18 protein-coding genes are annotated in these 21,013 nt (G+C 49.5%); 17 read left to right on the forward strand and 1 reads right to left on the reverse strand.

Annotated features, from left to right (window positions below):
- Positions 1-56 precede the first annotated feature (56 nt).
- Positions 57-293: a DUF2626 domain-containing protein gene (locus ACO9K6_RS14485; RefSeq protein ID WP_424768276.1), complete on the reverse strand. Its 237-nt coding sequence runs from the start codon at positions 291-293 to the stop codon at positions 57-59.
- 266 nt (positions 294-559) lie between these two features.
- On the opposite strand from ACO9K6_RS14485, the gene ACO9K6_RS14490 reads away from it, so the two are divergent.
- The 17 genes from ACO9K6_RS14490 to murB all read left to right on the forward strand — a co-directional run bounded on the left by ACO9K6_RS14490 (position 560) and on the right by murB (position 21,013).
- Complete coding sequence (locus ACO9K6_RS14490) at positions 560-1,210, forward strand: RsfA family transcriptional regulator (RefSeq protein WP_424768277.1); 651 nt, start codon at positions 560-562, stop codon at positions 1,208-1,210.
- Positions 1,211-1,339: 129 nt separating this feature from the next.
- Entirely contained in the window at positions 1,340-2,323 is a 984-nt protein-coding gene (locus tag ACO9K6_RS14495; RefSeq protein ID WP_424768278.1) for a ketopantoate reductase family protein, read from the forward strand.
- A 51-nt stretch (positions 2,324-2,374) separates the two neighbouring features.
- Positions 2,375-2,734, forward strand: a complete 360-nt coding sequence (locus tag ACO9K6_RS14500; RefSeq protein ID WP_424768279.1) for a DUF3397 domain-containing protein — start codon at positions 2,375-2,377, stop codon at positions 2,732-2,734.
- Positions 2,735-2,878: 144 nt separating this feature from the next.
- Positions 2,879-4,519, forward strand: a complete 1,641-nt coding sequence (gene bshC, locus ACO9K6_RS14505) for a bacillithiol biosynthesis cysteine-adding enzyme BshC (protein ID WP_424768280.1) — start codon at positions 2,879-2,881, stop codon at positions 4,517-4,519.
- 62 nt (positions 4,520-4,581) lie between these two features.
- On the forward strand, positions 4,582-5,847 hold the full coding sequence (locus ACO9K6_RS14510; protein ID WP_424768281.1) for an adenosylhomocysteinase: 1,266 nt from the start codon (positions 4,582-4,584) through the stop codon (positions 5,845-5,847).
- Positions 5,848-5,973: 126 nt separating this feature from the next.
- Complete coding sequence (locus tag ACO9K6_RS14515) at positions 5,974-6,942, forward strand: DUF4349 domain-containing protein (protein WP_424768282.1); 969 nt, start codon at positions 5,974-5,976, stop codon at positions 6,940-6,942.
- A gap of 136 nt (positions 6,943-7,078) precedes the next feature.
- A complete protein-coding gene (mraZ, locus tag ACO9K6_RS14520) occupies positions 7,079-7,516 on the forward strand; it encodes a division/cell wall cluster transcriptional repressor MraZ (RefSeq protein WP_424768283.1) in 438 nt (145 codons plus the stop codon).
- Positions 7,517-7,546: 30 nt separating this feature from the next.
- On the forward strand, positions 7,547-8,497 hold the full coding sequence (rsmH, locus tag ACO9K6_RS14525) for a 16S rRNA (cytosine(1402)-N(4))-methyltransferase RsmH (protein ID WP_424768284.1): 951 nt from the start codon (positions 7,547-7,549) through the stop codon (positions 8,495-8,497).
- Positions 8,498-8,520: 23 nt separating this feature from the next.
- Positions 8,521-8,913, forward strand: coding sequence for a cell division protein FtsL (ftsL, locus tag ACO9K6_RS14530; protein WP_424768344.1), 393 nt, complete (start codon positions 8,521-8,523; stop codon positions 8,911-8,913).
- A gap of 11 nt (positions 8,914-8,924) precedes the next feature.
- Positions 8,925-11,195: a penicillin-binding transpeptidase domain-containing protein gene (locus ACO9K6_RS14535; RefSeq protein WP_424768285.1), complete on the forward strand. Its 2,271-nt coding sequence runs from the start codon at positions 8,925-8,927 to the stop codon at positions 11,193-11,195.
- Between the two features lie 142 nt (positions 11,196-11,337).
- Entirely contained in the window at positions 11,338-13,278 is a 1,941-nt protein-coding gene (locus tag ACO9K6_RS14540; RefSeq protein WP_424768286.1) for a stage V sporulation protein D, read from the forward strand.
- Positions 13,279-13,355: 77 nt separating this feature from the next.
- Complete coding sequence (locus tag ACO9K6_RS14545) at positions 13,356-14,843, forward strand: UDP-N-acetylmuramoyl-L-alanyl-D-glutamate--2,6-diaminopimelate ligase (protein WP_424768287.1); 1,488 nt, start codon at positions 13,356-13,358, stop codon at positions 14,841-14,843.
- The gene (locus ACO9K6_RS14550) at positions 14,840-16,255 is read left to right on the forward strand and encodes a UDP-N-acetylmuramoyl-tripeptide--D-alanyl-D-alanine ligase (protein WP_424768288.1); all 1,416 of its coding nucleotides are present in this window, start codon (positions 14,840-14,842) and stop codon (positions 16,253-16,255) included. Before ACO9K6_RS14545 ends, ACO9K6_RS14550 begins: the two co-directional genes overlap by 4 nt.
- A gap of 4 nt (positions 16,256-16,259) precedes the next feature.
- The gene (mraY, locus tag ACO9K6_RS14555; protein ID WP_424768289.1) at positions 16,260-17,216 is read left to right on the forward strand and encodes a phospho-N-acetylmuramoyl-pentapeptide-transferase; all 957 of its coding nucleotides are present in this window, start codon (positions 16,260-16,262) and stop codon (positions 17,214-17,216) included.
- Between the two features lie 75 nt (positions 17,217-17,291).
- Complete coding sequence (gene murD, locus ACO9K6_RS14560) at positions 17,292-18,740, forward strand: UDP-N-acetylmuramoyl-L-alanine--D-glutamate ligase (RefSeq protein WP_424768290.1); 1,449 nt, start codon at positions 17,292-17,294, stop codon at positions 18,738-18,740.
- A 46-nt stretch (positions 18,741-18,786) separates the two neighbouring features.
- On the forward strand, positions 18,787-19,884 hold the full coding sequence (gene spoVE, locus ACO9K6_RS14565; RefSeq protein ID WP_424768291.1) for a stage V sporulation protein E: 1,098 nt from the start codon (positions 18,787-18,789) through the stop codon (positions 19,882-19,884).
- A gap of 223 nt (positions 19,885-20,107) precedes the next feature.
- A complete protein-coding gene (gene murB, locus ACO9K6_RS14570) occupies positions 20,108-21,013 on the forward strand; it encodes a UDP-N-acetylmuramate dehydrogenase (protein WP_424768292.1) in 906 nt (301 codons plus the stop codon).

Consider the following 21,013-nt stretch of genomic DNA (forward strand, 5'->3'; position numbering starts at 1 on the left):
CCGGCTCTGCTTGAGCCGACACCGTTTTTTTTTACTTTGCTTTTCGTGAAGTAAGCCTAGAATGGCAAGTCCATCTTGAAGACAGACCAATACGTGAATCCCACGAATGAAATGACCAAATATCCCCAGAACATAGTGATGTAGGTTCTCTCCGAGAAATTCAAGTAGCCTAGAAATACGAAAGCTACAGCCTGCGCGAAAAACAAGAGCGCAAATTCCGTCATATGGCCTGCGAAAGCCATAAGTCCGATTACGAGGCACCAAAAGCCAAGTACCCGATACATGCGTGCCATGATAGTATCCCCCTCTCGCTGCGACCCGATTTTCTAATGATCATTATAACGTTTGGTGAAATAAGTGTAAACCTGAAAGCGTGACGAAATCGCAAACTTTTTTTTCGCGTATGTCAATCCTGCATATAGTTTGCTCACATATAAGACTTAACATGTATGAGTACGTGAAAAATTGGTTATACAATTTAGTATCCAATAGATTCTATGAATTCTACCAAGGGCATAGAGATAAAGTAAGCGCCTTTACGTTAGGAGGTTTTCGTTGCATGACAGCAGTTAGACAGGATGCGTGGAGTCCGGACGATGATCTAATTCTCGCCGAGGTTACACTACGCCATATTCGAGAAGGAAGTACGCAGCTGGCCGCTTTTGAAGAAGTTGGCGAACGAATCGGACGCACGTCTGCAGCATGCGGCTTTCGTTGGAACAGCTGCGTCCGCAAGCGTTACGAGGATGCAATTCAAATCGCCAAACAGCAGCGACAGAAGCGTAATTATTTAAAAAAGCAAACGATTGTTGCAACGCCTCACGTTTCATCCATTGCCGTATTTGAGCAGGATGAGCGTGGTTTCAAGCCGGATTCAGCTTCTCTTGAGGAAGGATTGTCAATTGAAGCCGTCATTCGTTTTCTGCGCGGGTGGAAGTCGACCTATCAGGATCTAACTCGGCAAATTAAATTGTTTGAGAAAGAGCTGAAGGACAAAGAGGAAGAGTTATATCGATTGCGTGACCAGAATGAGAGACTGTCCAAGGAAGTGAACAATGTTCAAACCGACTATCGGGCAGTCAATGATGATTACAAAACGCTCATTCAAATTATGGATCGGGCCAGAAGATTGACGGTTTTAACGAATGAGGATGAAGCGAAGCCCAGATTTAAAATGGATGCAAACGGCAATTTAGAACGTATTGAATAAGTTATAGCGATAACAAAAAGAGAGGCTCGCCAAGCAGTTGGCGGGCCTCTCTTCGACTTGCATTATTTTTAGCAGATTTGATACGATGTTGGCTATAAGAGCCGCGGTATATTTTGGAAGGGGTATGACATGCAAATCGATGTGGTAGGCGGAGGATCTCTCGGCTTGTTGTTTGGCGGCAGGCTGGCTGAGGCGGGTGCCGATGTGACGATATGGACGCGGAGCAGGGAGCAGGCCGAGCTGCTTCGCTTGCAAGGGATAAGGCTGCTGCATCTGGATGGCAGTGAAGGAAATGTACCTGTGCGGAGCTGTGCTTTGGAGGAGGCTTCCGTACATAGAAGCTCAACTGGCTCCAATCAACTGACATCCATCCGCAGTATTTGGCTTACTGTCAAGCAAACGGATTTGAGTGATGTTTTATTAGACCAGTTGGAGGCGCTGACAGCTGGAAGGCAGGAGAATCCGGCCGTCATGGTATGCTTGCAAAATGGGATCGGGCACTTGGAGCGAATACAAAACAGGTTTCCAGATCTAACGCTCCTAGCTGCGGTAACAACGGAAGGGGCCAGAAGGTTGGACGCTCGTTCTGTTCAGCATACCGGTCAAGGTCAACTCTACCTTGGGAGATGGCATGAAAACATATGTGAACACGACGAGTTTCTCGAAATCTCGCAAAAAATGTTAGTTTCGCAGCTGCAATTAGCAGGATTTACCTCGTTTTTGTCGAATCACATGGATAATCGTATCTTTCAAAAGCTTCTAATCAATGCGATTATCAACCCATTGACCGCTTTATTTGATGTCGTAAATGGAGAATTGCCTGAGCATCCTTCACGACTGAGGCTAATGAGAGAGCTGTATGCGGAGACAGAGATTATTTTGCAAAAAGCAGGCATGGTCTTGTCGGAAGACGGCTGGAAGCTGGTTACTGAGGTTTGTAAGCAGACAAGCGGCAACGTCTCCTCTATGCTTAGCGATGTTAGATTAGGCAGAAGGACAGAAATTGATGCCATAAACGGCGGTATCGTCAGCCTGGCTGAGAAGCATCAGCTGCCGGCGCCGCTTAATCGAGCGATAATCGCGCTCATACACGCACTTTATTCGAACCCGTAAAGGAAGGAGTGAAGGAAGATAGAGACCATCATCACCTATTTCTATGCGCCATTGGCGCTCATTCCAATCATTCCTTTCGCTATTGTTTTTTTTGTCTACGGCGCAATCATTCGGGATCGGAAGAAAGCATTTCGATTAGCAATGGACGTTACAACTGCGCTGCTGATCGGATGTGTAGCCGCTCTATTCAATGATATTTTCAATAATCAATTTGGTCTCTATGGCATTTTATTGTTTATGCTAATTGGAGGAGGACTGCTTGGGAATGCGCAGTTCCGCAAACGAGGAGCAGTAGACGCCAAGAAGATATTTCGAACGGTATGGCGGATCAGCTTTTTCTCAATGAGCGTGCTGTATATTTTGTTTATGTGCATCAGTTTAGGCAAATTAATGTTTACCGGCTTGGCTTAATGAATAATCATAATGCGCCTCTCGAGAGAGGGGGGCTTTTTTTTTTTGACGGGCAGCTTTACCTTTGTGTACAATTACGATGGTAAGATTATTAAATAATAAGTCGCTGAGGCGATATGCAAGCGGGAGGTTACAGGCTGCGCTATGAGAACAGAATCATATACATTGCCGAGCGCTCAGCCTTTGACAGAGGCTTATATCCATCGAACGGATGACCGTATTGATGCTTTATATGGCTATCATGCCGGAGTTGAGCAGGATTGGAATAGACGAGCAAAACGTTTAAAGGAAAGCGGCGGAGTTCGGGCAGAGTCCGCAGCGGTTGCAAGCGTACTGCGCGCTTATAACGAGAAAGCCGGCGCTGCTTCTGAGGTTTTCGCCTCCATTGCTGCGATTGCGGAAGGGGCTCCAGTTGTTATCGGAGGTCAGCAAGCAGGATTATGGACGGGTCCGCTGCTCGTGATACATAAGGCGGTATCCATTATAAGTGCGGCGAAATCAGCTAGCGAGCAGCTTGGAAAAACGGTTGTGCCGGTGTTTTGGGTGGCCGGTGAGGATCATGATTGGGACGAGGCCAACCATGCATACGTCATGACAGCAGAGCAGGAGCTTCGTAAGCTGTCGGCAGCGCGTCCTGAAGGAACGCGGACATCGGTTAGTCGTACGATGATTACGTCCGAAGCATGGGAACAGCTTCTATCGGAGCTGGAGCAGTCGCTGCCGCATTCCGAGTTTAAGCCGCAATTGCTGGAGGAGCTGCACCGGATGTCGCTGAAGGCGAGCTCATTGTCGGATATGTTCGCTATGCTGTTAAGTCATTTATTCGGCAAGCAGGGGTTAGTGCTGCTTGATGCAGACGACAAGGCTGTCCGTCAGCTGGAAGCGCCGATGTTCCGCCGCATCATTGAGAGAAATGATGAGCTGGAGCAGGCTTACATGACTTCGGCAGAGCGGATTAAGGAGCTGGGTTATTCCTTGCAGGCTGATGTAACGCCGGGCAGTGCGAATCTGTTTTTGTTCCAAGCCGCAAGCGGTGATGAAAGAACGCTGCTTCATAAACAGGATGGCTTGTTTCAGGATCGCAAGGGAAAGCTTTCCTTAACCCTTGAGAAGCTGCTGCAAATCGCTGACGAGCAGCCTCAGCAGCTTAGCAATAATGTGTTGACCAGGCCATTGATGCAGGATTATTTGTTTCCGGTGCTTGCAACAGTACTAGGACCGGGGGAGATTGCTTATTGGGCATTAACAGGAGAAGCCTTCCAAGTTCTAGGAATGGAAATGCCCATTATCGTGCCGCGGATGTCCTATACGTTAATTGAAGGAACAATTGCGAAAAATATGGACAAATATGAGCTTAGCTTCGAGGATATTATGGAGCGCTTCGAGCAGCGTAAAGAGCAATGGCTTAAGGATCAGGACAGTTTATCGATTGAGGAGCAATTCGCCGTGGCGCGAGATGCTTTTGAGAAGAGCTATAAGCCGCTGCTGGAGCTTGCAGCTTCTATACAGCCGGGGCTCTCAAAGCTGGGAGATACGAATTTGCAAAAAATTGTAGAACAGATCAATTATATGAGCTCTAAGACGGTAGACGCATACAATAAACAGTTTGAAGCTTCCACCCGCCAGCTTGATCGCATCTATCTGTCTATTAAGCCGCTAGGCAAGCCTCAGGAGCGAGTGCTTAATATGACGGCGTACTGGAACCGGTATAATCTAGCATGGCTGGAGAAGCTGCTTGAAGCGCCTTACAGCCGTATAGGCGGACATCAAATCGTTCACTTGTAAAAGGTAAGCTACGATGTGCGTTTACATTACTTTGCAACACTACGTGGGAGGGTATAAGGATAATGAGTACAGCCGATAAAAGCATTGTCGCCGATCTGTCATTGGCGCCGGAAGGTCATTTGAAGATCGATTGGGTACGCGCGCATATGCCAGTACTGAATACGATTCGAGAGCAATTTGAGAAGGAGCAGCCCTTTAAAGGACTAAAGGTGACTATTGCGCTTCACTTGGAGGCGAAAACCGCTTATTTGGCGAAAGTCGTTAAGGCTGGCGGTGCTGAAGTGACAATTACGGGAAGCAACCCGTTGTCTACGCAGGACGATGTCTGTGCCGCTCTTGTTGAGGACGGCATTACCGTATTTGCCAAATATAATCCAAGCGTGCAGGAGTTTAAGGAGCTTAACATAAAGGCGCTGGAATGGAAGCCTGATCTGATCATTGATGATGGAGGCGACTTGGCGACGATTCTGCATTCAGAGCATCCTGAGCTCGGCGAGAACCTCCGCGGCGGAGCGGAGGAAACAACGACCGGAATTATTCGTCTGAAGGCGATGGAGAAGGACGGCTCATTGAAATTCCCGATGGTAGCCGTAAATGATGCTTATTGCAAGCATTTGTTTGACAATCGTTATGGTACAGGGCAATCCGTATGGGATGGTATTAATCGTACAACGAATTTAATGGTTGCCGGTAAAACGGTTGTTGTTGTCGGCTACGGCTGGTGTGGCAAGGGCGTAGCGATGCGAGCCAAAGGTCTAGGCGCTAATGTCATTGTAACCGAGATTGACGCTATTAAAGCCGTTGAAGCCTACATGGACGGTTTTGCTGTGATGCCTATGATCGAGGCGGCTAAGGTTGGACAATTTTTCGTGACGGTTACAGGCAACCGGGATGTTATTCGCGGGGAGCACTATGCGGTCATGAAGAATGGAGCGATTATTTCTAATGCGGGCCACTTCGATGTTGAAGCGAATAAACCTGAGCTAGAGGCGCTTTCCACTAGCATACGCACGGTTCGCCGCAATATTGAAGAGTATAAGCTGAAGGACGGCCGCAGCATTTACCTGCTTGCAGAAGGCCGTTTGGTCAACCTCGCTGCTGGCGATGGGCATCCTGCGGAAATTATGGATATGACATTTGCGCTTCAAGCGGTAGCTTTGAAATATGTGAATGAACAATATAAGTCCATCGGCAGTAAAGTTGTGAACGTGCCTTATGAGCTCGATGAGCAAGTGGCTAGATTGAAGCTGCAGTCGCTGGGCTTCGGTATTGATAAGCTGACGCAAGAGCAAATCGCTTATTTGGACAGCTGGAAGGAAGCTGAATAATCGCTTTATATAGGAACAGGAGAAAGCCGTGAGCAATCGCGGCTTTTTTTGTTGCCTTAACCGTTTACACTTGTAACCTTCTATTGGCACTGAGCGTCTGATAAAGAAAAGCAAGGGGGAAATTGTATGTATAGACAAATTAAAAGGTTAGGCTTATGGGCCGGTTTAATAATGATGGCTTTGGGATTGCTGGCAGGGTGCTCTTCGACTAATTCGAGTATGTCTGATTCGGATAGCGGCATCTCCAGCTATGCTGCTGAGGATTCTGAAGCTGTTGCGAATACAGAAAGCACAGAGGGGCAGAAGGGCAGTTCGGAAGACGTGGCCGGAGGCGGTCTTTCTTCAGAATCGGTGATCGCTGCAGAAGGCTTTAATCAAAAAATCATTTATACGGCAACATTAAGCATGCGGGTAAATGATCTAGCTGCTGCCGCGACTGAGCTTCAGAGCGCGATTCAACAGAGCGGCGGATATATTTTGCAATTTCAAGACACAAGGCATGATGGGGAGATCGGCTCCAGCTATATGATTAAAGTACCTGCAGCTGGCTTTATGCCGTTTATTGATCGTCTGGAGGAAATTGAGCATAGCGCCTTTGCTCGTAATATCGGAGGGAAGGATGTTTCGGAGGAATACGTGGATCTAGCGTCCAGGCTGAAGGCGAGACAGCTGGTGGAAACACGGCTGCTCAATATGATGGACAAAGCGGTCGAGGCCGATGATCTGCTGAAGTTCTCGCAGCAGCTATCCGAGGTGCAGCTGGAAATTGAGCGGATCAAAGGAAGAATCCGCTATCTGGATACGAACATCGCGTTCTCCACCGTAGAGCTGCAGCTGTATCAGACGAGTCAATCGTTAACGTCCGTCCGTGCGGGAGAAGAGAGCTTAGGCCAGAGAATTTCCAGTGCGCTGACGGGAAGCACGAAGTTCGTCTGGGAGGGGCTCAAGCAGCTGCTTGTCATTGCCGCAGGCGCGCTGCCTGTATTGGTCGTGCTTGCTGTAATCGCAGTACCAGTATTATGGTTTGTACGGCGAAGGAACCGCATAACCGTGCAAGAGCAGCCGATCCCTGAGGAGGAGCAGCCTAAATTGTAATTATTAATAGGATAAATTATTTTCAAAAAATCCTGCTCTTGGAGCAGGATTTTAATTTTAGGTGGCGAACTATTCTATCTTAGTGGGGAAAAGTGGGGCAAAGTGGTGGAATTAGGAGAAGAGGTGGAGCGGACTCATGTTTATGGGTGAATATCAACATAGCATCGATGAGAAGGGCCGCATCATCATCCCTGCGAAATTCCGTGATTCTTTAGGCGCCTCTTTTATTGCCACCCGCGGATTAGACAACTGCTTGTTCGTTTATCCAATGAGCGAGTGGAGCGTATTGGAGCAGAAGCTGAAGACCTTGCCATTAATGAAGTCCGACGCGCGCGCATTTACCCGTTTTTTCTTTTCCGGCGCCACCGAATGTGAGCTGGACAAACAGGGAAGGGTAAACATACCCAGTCATCTCCGCGAATATGCGAAGCTGGATAAGGAATGTATGGTGCTTGGCGTATCCGGACGCGTAGAAATTTGGAGCAAGCAAACATGGGATGGCTATTATGAGCAATCGGAGCAGGCCTTTAATGAAATAGCCGAGAAGCTCGTTGATTTTGATTTTAACTTCTAGTATGGACAGCAAGAATGGGAGGTCTGGTACGTGTTTCAGCATGTTACAGTGCTTTTGAAGGAAGCGGTTGACGGTCTGGCGATTAAGCCGGACGGTGTGTACGTCGATTGTACGCTTGGAGGAGCGGGCCATAGTGAGCTTATTGCGTCCCGCCTGGGCGAGGGAGGGCGGTTAATCGCATTCGATCAGGATGATTGGGCACTGGAAAATGCTCGCGTCAGGCTGGCTCCATATATGGATAAAGTAACTCTTGTGAAGAGCAATTTCCGTCATTTAGAGCAGGAGCTTAGAGGCTGCGGTGTTTCGAACGCGGATGGTGTGCCTCAGGTAGACGGGATATTATTTGATCTTGGCGTATCCAGCCCGCAGCTTGATGAGGCTGAGCGAGGCTTTAGCTATAATCATGACGCTCCGCTTGATATGAGGATGGATCGTGAAGGCGATTTGACTGCCTATGATATTGTCAATACGTGGGATGAAAGAGATATTTCACGGATATTGGACCGCTATGGTGAAGAGAAGTTTGCACGCTCGATCGCTCGTAATATTGTGAAGGTTAGGGAACAGGCGCCGATTGAGAAGACGGGCGAGCTGGCGGAGCTGATTAAGCTGTCGATACCGGCTGCTACGAGACGTACAGGTCCGCATCCTGCAAAGCGTTCCTTTCAAGCGCTGCGCATTGCCGTCAACGATGAGCTTGGAGCAGAGGAAGAGGCACTCGAGCAGACTGTTCGATGCTTGAAGCCTGGAGGACGGGCCTCCGTTATTACCTTCCACTCCCTTGAGGATCGTATTTGCAAGCACATTTTTGCGAAATTTATTGAAAGATGTACTTGCCCGCCGGATTTCCCGTTATGCGTATGCGGCAAAAACGGTACTTTGAAGCTCGTTAACCGTAAGCCAATCGTTCCCAGCGAGGAGGAGCTTGAGCTTAACCCGCGTGCAAGATCGGCAAAGCTTAGAGTTGCAGAAAAATTATAAGAGGGGGATTTGAATTGGCGTATGTGAATGGCAATTTAGCGCTGCAGCCTAAGCGAAAGCAGGATCAGCAAACCGTTATCCGTGAGACAAAACGAGTCGTCGTAAAGCGAAAACCGATACCAGTGCAAGAAAAGCTGTTATATATGTTCACGATATTTATAGCTGTTGTTGTAGCTGGTGTCATTATTTTTCGCTACGCTCAAATCTATGACATGAATCTGCAAATCAAGCAAATGAATAATGAGTATCAAACAATGTCGGTAGAAATGGCAGATTTGAAGAAGCAGGTGGAGATGCTGAGCGACCCGGAGCGCATTCGGAAGCTCGCGGAATCCCAAGGCATGGTTAGCTCGTTCGAAGGCGGAATTACGGTAAAAACCGGTGATAACGAATTGAAAACGGCTATGCAAGAATAGGGTGACGGATGATGTTAAAACGAATTAGAATGCGCACACTGCTGTTTGGAGGGGTAATGACCCTCCTTTTTCTCATTTTGATTACTCGAATCTATATCGTTCAGGTTGTTGAGGGCGCCAAATGGTATGATATGGCGAAGGCACGCTGGTCAACAGCTGAGGTTCTTGTCGCGAATCGGGGCACGATTACGGATCGAAATGGCAATGTGCTTGCCATGGATACAATTGCCTATAATGTGGCGGTTAATCCGCAGGCCATTCATGATGCGGAGGTGACGGAGGAGGTAATCGATGGCCTCCATGAAATTCTCGGTATTTCCAAGGACGACCTTGAGAAGCATGTATCGATGAAAAAGGAAGACGGACAATATGTTGTGCATAGGGAGTTGCGTAACGGCGGCTGGGGAATCGACAAAGCGCTGGCCGATAAAATCAAAAAATTTCGTGAAGAGCTGACCAAAGAAAAGGGCGTGACTGATACCGGGATTTATTTGTTTGAGGATTTAAAGCGATACTATCCAAGAAATGAGCTGGCTGGTCAAGTCGTTGGTTATTTGGATAAGGAAGGCTCCGCTATGACAGGTGTTGAAGCTTACTTCAACGAGCAGCTAAGCGGGGAAAATGGATTAATTCAGTACCAGAAGGACGGCAAGCGCGTCCAGCTTTCCGGCGGCGAAATGAATGTCCAGCCGGCTAAAGACGGTCAGGACATCACTTTAACGGTTGATAGCGATATCCAGCATTACGTGGAGGAGGCGCTAAGAGAGATTGTCGTCAAATATGCGCCAAAGAGCGCGACTGCTATAGCGGCTGATCCGAATACAATGGAAATTTTAGCCATGGCAAACGTGCCGGAATACAATCCGAACGAGTATTGGAAAAACAACTCAAACTCTTACAATCATGCGGTTAGATCGTTGTATGAGCCAGGCTCCACCTTCAAAATCGTCACGTTGGCTGCGGCTGTGGAGGAAGGCTTGTTCAATCCGAATGCCACGTATAAATCAGGAAATATATCTGTGCCCGGCAAAACGATTCGTGATATTAAACGCGAGGGCTGGGGAACGATTACTTATCTTGAAGGATTGAAATATTCGAGTAACGTAGCGTTCGTAAAGCTTGGCTATGAACAGATGGGCGCCGAAAAATTCACGGATTATATTTCGAAATTTGGTTTTGGGGAGAAGACCAATGTTCAGCTTGGCGGCGAATTAAAAGGTGTCGTCAATCTGCGGTATCCTCTTGATGTGGCGAATGCGACCTTCGGACAAGGTGTTACCGTCACGCCAATTCAACAGGTGGCGGCTGTTGCTGCTGTCGCGAATGGCGGTAAGCTTCTGCAGCCTCAGATCGTGAAGATGATAAAGGATTCGGTTGCAAATACAACAACGGTTGTCGAGCCCAAAGTCGTTCGGCAGGTAATCTCAGAGGAAACCTCGCGCAAGGTAGGCGAATATTTGGAGCAGGTTGTATCGGACCAAGAGATCGGAACCGGTAAAAATGCTTATATTGAGGGCTATCGTGTCGCCGGTAAAACGGGAACGGCACAGAAGGTTGTAAACGGCGTCTATTCAGACTCCAAATATGTCGTTTCCTTCATCGGCTATGCTCCGGTAGAGAATCCTAAGATCGTCGTTTATGTTGTAGTCGATGAACCTAATGACTCGTTGGTCGGCGGCGGAACCGTTGCCGCTCCCGCCTTTAAACAAATCGTATTGAAAAGTTTGCGTAAAATGGGCGTTTCGCCAAGCTTTGAGACCAATTCCGCATCAGAGAAAATTGAGGTGTCGGTACAGGTCCCTGATTTGACGGAAATGAACGTGACGCAAGCGCAATCCGAATTAAAGGTGAAGGCGATGAACTTTGAATTGGTTGGCAACGGGAAGACGGTGCTGCAGCAAATACCGGCTCCAGGCTCATCCGTACATCCGACACAGCGTGTTTATCTGATCACAGAGCAGCGCGAGAAGCTGACCATCCCTGACTTGACGGGGGTCTCTCTCCGAGATGCTTTGGAAATTACGTCATTAATCGGTATTCGGCTCATTCCTGAAGGTCAAGGTTTTGTCGTTTCACAGAAAACAGAAACGTTGAACAATGTGAAGGTGTTGCGCGTCGTCCTTGCACCGCCGCTTGAAGCAGCAGGAGCGGGTGGGGAAGGCGCCGACCCTGAAGGACAGGCTGGGGAAACGGAGTCGGATGGCAATCCAGATCAGAGCACTGATGCAGAAGATGCCGCTACTGCTATTCCTGCGGATACGGTTAGTATAACTTCAGAGTAATTGGATCTTACATGGAACATCTATTATATCTTTTCTTCAAGTTAAGGTAGGCTTGTTCTATCCTCCGCTTGTCCGGAATAGGCTGGGAATGAGCGTCAGCGTACGCTCCTCGCTATACAGCCAGGCGGAGGAGGAACAAGAAATGAAGATATCGAATGTAACGGTAAGGCGCCGGTTATTTATTATTCTTATTTTGGCGTGCGCAGTGTTTGCAGCATTAGGTTTAAAGCTTGCCTATGTTCAGCTTTGGCAGGGTGAGGAGCTGGCGGAGAAAGCAGAGGACTCCTGGAGACGGAATATTCCATATATGGCCAAGCGGGGCGAAATCGTGGACCGCAATGGCGTGCAGCTCGCTTACAACGTCACATCGCCGACGGTGTGGGCTATTCCTGTCCAAATCAAAGACCCGCAGACGACGGCAAGCAGACTTGCTCCGCTGCTTAATATGACGGAGGAAACGGTTCTCACGAAGCTGAAAACAAAAGCGATGATCGTGAAGCTTGGGCCTGGCGGCCGTAAAATTTCAATTGAGAAGGCTGGGGAAATTCGAGATCTGGGACTGGATGGCATCGTCGTAGCAGAGGACAATAAACGTTTTTATCCGTATGGGAATCTAGCAGCGCATGTACTTGGCTTTACAGGCATTGACAATCAAGGGCTGACAGGAATTGAAGCTAAATATGATAAAGAGCTGAGCGGCATTGGAGGCAGCGTATCTTTCCTGTCGGATGCGGCTGGCCGCACCATGCCAAACTCCTCCGATACGTATGTCGAGCCGAAGGACGGGCTTACGATGCAGCTTACGCTTGATAAGCAAATTCAGACGGTCATGGAGCGCGAGCTCGATCAGGCAATGACGAAGCTGCAGCCTGACGGTATAATCGCAATTGCCATGGATCCGAATAACGGCGAAATTCTCGGCATGGCGAGCCGGCCAACCTACGAGCCGGATAAGTACCGTGAGGTGCCGTCTGAGGTTTATAACCGCAATTTGCCGATCTGGATGACCTACGAGCCCGGCTCAACGTTCAAAATTATTACGCTTGCCGCAGCCTTAGAGGAAAATAAGGTCGACTTGAAAAATGACCGATTTTTCGATCCGGGTGCAATTGAAGTCGGCGGAGCCCGGCTCCGCTGCTGGAAGAAGGGTGGACATGGCAGCCAAACGTTTCTTGAGGTCGTAGAGAACTCCTGCAATCCAGGCTTCGTCACACTTGGTTATCGTTTAGGGAAAGAAAAACTATTCGATTATATTAAGAGCTTCGGCTTTGGTACGAAGACGGGTATTGATATTGGCGGCGAGGAAAACGGCATTTTGTTCAAGCTGAACCGAGTCGGCCCCGTTGAGTTAGCGACGACCGCCTTCGGACAAGGGGTTTCGGTTACGCCGATTCAACAAATTACGGCTGTTTCAGCTGCCATAAACGGTGGTACATTATATAAGCCGCATGTGGCCAAAGCTTGGATCAATCCGGAGACGGGAGTCACTGTGGAAACAAAAGAGCCGGAAGCGGTGCGCAGAGTCATATCAGAGGAAACCTCTAAGGAAGTAAGAGAAGCACTTGAGAGCGTCGTTGCCAAAGGAACGGGGAAAAACGCGTTTATAGACGGTTATCGCGTCGGAGGCAAGACTGGTACGGCTCAAAAGGTTATAAACGGCAGATATTCGCCGAATGAGCATATTGTTTCCTTTATCGGCTTCGCTCCGGCTGATGATCCGAAAATTGTTATCTATGTGGCGGTCGACAATCCACAGGGCATTCAATTCGGCGGCGTGGTCGCCGCTCCGATCGTACATAACATGATGGTGGATGCGCTGAGCATCTTGGAAATTCCGCCGCGCGAGAAGCAGATCGCACGTGAGTATAAGTATGGAGAAACTCCGATTGTAACAGTACCGAATCTTGTCGGCAAGTCCATATCAGATCTATATGAGGATATGAACATGAATTTTAATCTTACATCAGCGGGCTCCGGCAAAACCGTCATACGTCAAGCGCCTGCCGCAGGCACCCGCGTTGATCGCGGCTCGACGATTCGCATCTATTTGGGCGAAGATGATAATATATCCCACACTCATTGACTATAATGGTAGTTAACGAGGGCGCTGCGGGAGGCAAGTTGCCTGTCCGTCAGCGTTTTAGGGAGGGGCTGAAGCGGATGCGTTTAAGAGAGGTTGCGGAGCTGCTTATCACGTCGCGTCTCATTGGCGACGGGGAGACGGAATTAACCGGCATAGAAACCGATTCGCGAAGCATCGTCAAAGGGCAGTTATTCATATGTCTGCGCGGTCATACGGTTGATGGTCATCAGTTTGCGCCTGAAGCGGTTGGTGCCGGCGCTGTGGCGCTAATTGCAGAGCGGGAGCTGGCGCTGGAGGTTCCCCAGCTGATTGTAAGAGATTGCCGCCTTGCGATGGCGGTACTCGCCAATTTTTTTTACAAACATCCGAGTCGAACGATCAAGCTGATCGGGGTTACAGGGACAAATGGGAAGACGACGACAACCTATTTGATCGAGCAAGTCTTGAATGATCAACGCAGGCCGACGGGCGTGATCGGTACGATCGAACTTCGTTACGCCGGGCAATCCTTTCCTATGTCGAGCACGACGCCGCAAACGTTGCAGCTGCAGCGTTATCTCAGCGAGATGCGCGATGCGGGAATAGCATACTGCGCGATGGAAGTATCCTCGCATGCCTTAAAGCAAGGGCGGGTGAAGGGCTGTCGCTTTCGAACGGCCGTATTTACGAATTTGACGCAGGACCACCTTGATTATCATGAGACGATGAGCCGCTATGCAGCAGTGAAGGGACTATTCTTCTCGCGTCTCGGCAATGTGTATGCCGAAGAGGAACAAGATCGCTCCTACGCTGTTCTTAACGCCGATGATCCTGTATCGCAGGAATACGCGGAGCTGACCGCGGCTGAGGTTGTGACCTATGGGATCGACAACGACGCGGACGTCCGTGCTTCGAATATCCGTATAACGGCGAAGGGCACCTCCTTCGAGGTCAGCACCTTCCGGGGCAGCGCCGAGGTGTCACTCCAAATGGCGGGCAAATTTAATGTGTACAATGCATTAGCTGCCATCAGCGCTGTGCTGATCGAGGGAGTAGAGCTGCGTTTAATAGCGGCAAGCTTAAAAGCGATTCCCGGCGTGCCGGGACGGGTGGAGGCGGTCAATGCCGGCCAAAATTTTGCGGTTATCGTAGATTACGCGCATACGCCTGACGGACTGGAGAATGTACTGCGTGCCGTTCGAGAATTCGTAGAGAAAAAAATTATTTGCGTATTCGGCTGCGGGGGCAATCGAGACCGGACGAAGCGTCCGCTGATGGGCGGGATTGCCGCTCGTTATGCGGACCATATCATTATCACGTCGGATAATCCGCGCAGGGAAACGCCTGAGCTTATTTTAGAGGATATAGAAGCTGGACTGATTCATAGTGGAATCGACCCTTCACAATATGAATTAATCGTTGATCGAAAGGCGGCTATTCAAAAAGCGGTTGAAATGGCAAGCCAAGGAGATGTAGTATTGATTGCGGGGAAAGGTCATGAAACCTACCAGGAAATAAACGGCATCAAGCATCCATTCGATGATCGAATAGTTGCGAAAGAAGCGATAAGGGGAATCATACATTGATTAAACGCACGATCAAGCAAATAGCCGAAATGAGCGGCGCAATATGGAAAGGAAGCCAAACGGAGCTTCGTATAGAAGGGGTAACCACTGATTCGCGGCACACACAAGCGGGTCAGTTGTTCGTGCCGCTAGTTGGTGATCAGTTTGACGGACATGATTATTTGGCGCAGGCCGTCCAGAATGGAGCGGCAGCCGCTTTATGGCAGAAGGGAAAAGATGTGCCGGAATCGCTAGCGGGTTTTCCGCTCTTAATCGTCGGGAATACGCTGGTTGCATTGCAGCGTCTTGCTTCAGCCTACCGAAGCGAACTTGTCGTGCGCGTTGTCGGCATTACAGGCAGCAATGGCAAAACGACAACAAAGGATATGACGGCTGCGATTCTTGGCACGACCTATCATGTTCATAAAACAGAAGGCAATCTGAATAATCATATCGGTTTGCCTCTAACCATACTTCAGCTTAGTGAGGATACGGAGGCAGCCGTTCTGGAGATGGGGATGAGTGGCTTCGGCGAGATTGAGCTGTTGACAAAAATTGCACAACCCGATGCCGCGATCATTACGAATGTTGGCGATGCTCACTTGCTTCAGTTGGGCTCGAGGGCTGGCATTGCGAAAGCGAAGTTGGAGATTGCGCAAGGACTTAGCGAGAACGGGCTTCTTCTGTACAACGGGGATGAGCCGCTGCTCGAAGAAGAACTGCAGCGCTCTGTTTTACCGAGCGGTATCGTGCGCAGAACTTTCGGTCTAACCGAGCGCAACGAATGGTCGGCTGCCGATATTATCATCGAGCCGGAAGCCTCGACCTTCACAGCATTATATAGCGGAACGCCAAGCGGTGTCGGAACGGTCCGCATACCGGTGCCAGGTCAGCATAACGTCAGCAATGCGCTTGCCGCAATTGCAGTCGGCCGATACTTTGGAGTGCCGGCTGCCAAAATTGTTGAAGGCTTAAAAGGGATGAAGCTGACGGGCATGCGGATTCAGCCGCTTCGTGCCTTTAACGGCGCGATGCTGCTGAACGATGCCTACAATGCCAATCCAACTGCCGTCCGAGCAGCGATTGACCTAGTGGAGCAATTAGACGGCTATCGCTGCAAATGGATCGTGCTTGCCGATATGCTTGAGCTTGGACCGGAGGAGCAGGAGCTTCACTTCCAGACTGGCGCCTATATTACGCCAGAGAAGGCGGACGCGGTGCTAACCTATGGCCCTTTGTCGCAACATACGGCTGAGGGAGCGCGATCACATTTTCCAAGCGGGGATGCTTCTGACGCGATTCGACATTTTGAAGACAAAGAACAGCTTGCTAATTGGCTCCGCACGCAGCTGCAGCCTGAGGATATCGTTCTCATCAAAGGCTCGCGCGGCATGCGTATGGAACAGATTGTCCAAGCTTTAGAGGTGGGGTGAGGAAATGGACATGATGGTCATCTTATTTTCGATGGGTGCTTCCTTCCTGATAGCGGTACTGTTAGGACCATTGTTCATTCCGCTGCTTCGGCGTCTGAAGTTTGGTCAGCAAATTCGTTCAGAAGGACCGGAAAGCCACCTCAAAAAGAGCGGCACGCCGACGATGGGCGGCATCATTATTATGATTGCGCTCTTGATCGCCTTTATCCGTTTTTCCGATAAAACCGCAGAGTTTTGGGTGTTGCTTACCGCATCGCTTGGTTTCGGTTTAGTTGGTTTTCTTGATGATTATATCAAAATCGTATTTAAACGCTCGCTTGGGTTGACGGCTCGTCAGAAGCTGTATGGACAGCTTTTATTCTCGATTGTCGTATGCGCGATGCTGTATAATATGAACCATAGTACGGAAATTACGATACCGGGTACGGCGTGGGGCATTGACCTAGGCTGGTTTTATTATCCATTAGTCGTCATTATTATGTTTGCCGCAAGCAATTCGGTTAATTTCACCGACGGTCTAGACGGCCTGCTTGCGGGCACGAGCGCAATTGCTTTTGGCGCGTTTACAATCGTAGCGCTTCAAACCTCATCACATGAGTCAGCCGTATTCTCAGCGGCTATGATCGGTGCCGTGCTGGGCTTTCTTGTCTTCAATGCCCATCCCGCTAAAGTATTTATGGGAGATATGGGCTCACTCGGAATCGGAGGCGGTATTGCGGCAGTGGCGATCCTAACGAAGACGGAGCTGCTGCTCATCATTATTGGCGGGGTTTTCGTCATCGAAATGCTTTCGGTTATTTTGCAGGTTGCTTCCTTTAAGCTTAGAGGCAAACGGATTTTCAAAATGAGCCCGATTCATCACCATTTCGAATTGGTGGGCTGGTCAGAATGGAAGGTCGTTACGGTGTTCTGGTTAGCCGGTCTAGTGCTTGCAGCCATTGGTCTATTGTTCGTCATTTAATGGAATTATTGTATGTAATGGCGGCTTCTATATAAGCGGAGCCGCTTCATGTATCCATAGAAGGGACTGTCACTTATGAATCATCCGGCATCTTATGAAGGCCGCCGAGTTGTCGTATTGGGCTTGGCCAGAAGCGGTGTTAGCGTAGCAAAGGTATTTCATCAATTAGGCGCGATCGTCGTCGTGAACGACCAGAAGGATCGCGAATTATGCCCCGAAGCGGATGAGTTAGCTGCTTTGGGCATTTCTGTGATTTGTGGTTATCATCCGGAAGATCTGATTAACGGGGAAACGGCGCTGCTGATCAAAAATCCGGGCATTCCTTATACGGCAGCTCCCGTTCAGCGCGCTGCCGAGCTTGGCGTTGAGATTATTACGGAAGTGGAGGCTGCCTACTGGCTCTCTCCAGCCCCAATTATAGGTATAACCGGATCAAACGGAAAAACGACGACGACGACATGGGTCGGTAAAATGCTTGAAGCAGCCGGCATGAAGCCGATCGTAGCCGGTAATATCGGTAGGCCTCTTTGCGAAGCGGCGCTGGAAGCAGACGAAGAGCAGTGGATCGTTGCGGAGCTTAGCAGCTTTCAGTTAAAAGGCACGCATGCATTCCGTCCTAGAGTCGCCTTGCTTCTCAACATTGCGGAGACTCATCTCGATTATCATGGCGATATGGATGATTACGTCAACTCGAAAGCGAAGCTGTTCGACAATCAGGAACCGGAGGATGCGGCGGTAATCAATTGGGATGATCCGGAATGCAGGGCGCTCTCCCAGCTGCTGATCGCACAGCTGCTCCCGTTTTCGCTATATGAACGACTAGAACAGGGAGTATTCATTGACCCGCCCTTTGTAAAGGATACAGTCAGCTCAGGGGATTCGAAAGCAGAAGACCAAGAAGCTGTGAGGCATATCGTATACAATTTTGGCGATGGTCAAGTGAAAACGATTTTGCCGGTAAACGAACTGGGTATTCCAGGGCGTCATAATGCTGCTAATGCGCTCGCGGCTATCGCAGCCTGTTTGGCTGCTGGTGTGGCGCCGGAGCAGCTTATAGAGCCTTTGCGGCAGTTTAGGGGAGTAGAACACCGCCTGGAGTTTGTGCGCGAAGTGAACGGTGTAAAATATTACAATGACTCGAAAGCGACTAATCCAGTTGCAACAACGATGTCTGTTCGTTCGCTCAATGCGCCCATTGTGCTCGTAGCAGGCGGATTGGACCGCGGATCTGATTATATGGAGCTCGTTCCTTTATTTCGTGAACGGCTGAAAGGACTGGTTGCTTTCGGCCAGACAAGCGAGAAGCTGACACATGTGGCCGAGCTTGCAGGTTTAACCAAGGTGGAAGTCGTCGAACCTAGTGAGGACGCTGAATCCGTCCTTCGGCAAGCTGTTAAGCAAGCTGCTGCTATGGCAGAGCCGGGTGATATCGTATTGTTATCGCCGGCATGTGCCAGCTGGGATATGTTTGCTTCCTATGAGCAAAGAGGACGTATTTTTAAAGATTCGGCGCATACCTTGTAAGTAGGGGGCATGTCCCTACTTTCCCATGCTAAGAGGTGTGTTCTCTATGGTCAAAGCACGTTCTGCCCCAGATATTTGGATGCTCGCCGCAATTGGGCTGATACTCACAATCGGATTGATTATGGTGTACAGTGCGAGCGCCGTGCTCGCTTTTCACGAGTTCGGTGACCGTTTCTATTATGTAAAGCGCCAGGCTTTATTTGCAGCTCTAGGGGTGGGTGCATTACTATTTACGATGAATACGCATTATACGGTATGGAAGAGATGGGCGCCGATGGCTCTGCTTGTCTGCTTCGGGCTGCTTCTGATCGTACTTATTCCAGGAGTCGGCGTCGTTCGCGGCGGCGCGCGCAGCTGGCTCGGTATTAGCTCCTTTGGCATTCAGCCGTCTGAATTCATGAAGCTGGCCATGATTTTGTTTCTAGCAAAATGGCTGTCAGACAAGCAGCAGACGATCACAAGCTTTACGAAGGGGCTTCTGCCGCCGCTGGGACTCGCGGGTCTTGCCTTTGGCTTAATTATGCTGCAGCCGGATCTTGGAACGGGTGCGGTGATGATGGGCGCTTCCTTGATATTGATCTTTACGGCAGGCGCCAGAATAGCTCATTTGGGCGGATTGGCGCTTATCGGCTTTGCGGGTCTAGTCGGACTCATTCTCGCTGCTCCATACCGTCTTAAGAGAATCACCTCTTTCCTTGATCCATGGGCAGATCCGCTTGACGGAGGCTATCAAATTATTCAATCTTTGCTTGCGATCGGACCGGGAGGTCTGGTGGGGCTCGGTCTGGGCATGAGCCGTCAAAAGCACAGTTATTTGCCTGAGCCGCAGACCGATTTTATTTTTTCTATTTTAGCCGAGGAGCTCGGTTTTATCGGCGGTTCAGCGCTCATTCTATTATTTCTTGTCGTGGTTTGGCGCGGCATTCGTGCGGCGATAGCGGCTCCTGATACGTTCGGCAGTCTGCTGGCGGTTGGGATAACCGGCATTATCGGTGTACAGGTCATTATAAATATCGGGGTTGTCATCGGCATGATGCCGGTTACGGGTATTACGCTGCCGCTTGTGAGCTATGGCGGCTCTTCTCTCACGCTTCTGTTAACGGGGCTGGGCATTTTATTGAATATTTCGCGTTACTCAAGGTAAGTTACTGGTCATGAAAATGGGCTCCGGATAGGCGTCTGTCACACAAGAGTCTGCCGGGGCATAAGATACACTACATTCGTGACCATCGCCAAAAGGCGCGGTTGCTGCAGCGATTTTGTCCGTTATTTAGCTGTTTATAGCAAGCCCGGACGATAGCGAATCGCAAGGAGCTCATTTTTATAGAATATGTTTACGATGCTGCATACTTGAAGGAGGTTTAATAATGGAGGCATTAATAGCGGAATTGGAACAAGCCGATATCGGTGAAATGTTGTACAATGAACCGCTTTCTAACTACACGACGTGGAAAATCGGCGGACCTGCCGATATACTCATCCTCCCGAGAGGCAAAGAAGAATTGGTGACGGCTGTGCGACTGCTCCAAAAGCATCAGACAGCTTGGACTAATTTAGGCAGAGGCTCGAACATGCTTGTGAGCGACAAAGGGGTTCGCGGCGTTGTATTAAAACCGCACAAGGGGTTAGATTACGTGCGCTTCGAAGGATCGCTCGTCACTGCCGGAGCATCCTACTCATTTATTAAGCTGGCGGTTGTGGCAGGGAAGGAAGGGCTTACTGGACTTGAATTCGCGGGGGGAATTCCGGGTACAGTAGGCGGAGCCGTCTATATGAACGCTGGCGCGCATGGATCGGATGTGTCACGTATTTTTAAGTCAGCTGACATTGTTTTGGAGACAGGAGAATTGGTTCGCTACGAGAAGGACGACATGCACTTTTCTTACCGTCATTCCATTCTTCAGGAGCAAAAAGGGGTTGTCGTTGAAGCCGCCTTCGAGCTCGCAGAGGGAGATCGTAAGGAGATTGCAGCTGCACTGGCCTCTTACAAGGACAAGAGACGACGGACACAGCCATTGCAGCTTCCATGCGCAGGAAGCGTATTTCGCAATCCGCCGAATGATTTCGCGGCTCGTCTTATTCAAGAGGCCGGGCTGAAGGGTTATACCCTAGGAGGCGCGCAAGTGTCTGAGCAGCATGCCAATTTTATTGTGAATACCGGGCAAGCGACAGCTGAAGACGTTCTCGCCCTCATGAAACATATCCAGAGCACCATTCATGAACGCTTTGACGTCCTGCTGGTGCCGGAGGTATTGGTTGTGGGCGAGCGGTAA

The sequence above is a fragment of the Paenibacillus praedii genome (genome assembly GCF_049725345.1).
Lineage (GTDB): Bacteria > Bacillota > Bacilli > Paenibacillales > Paenibacillaceae > Pristimantibacillus.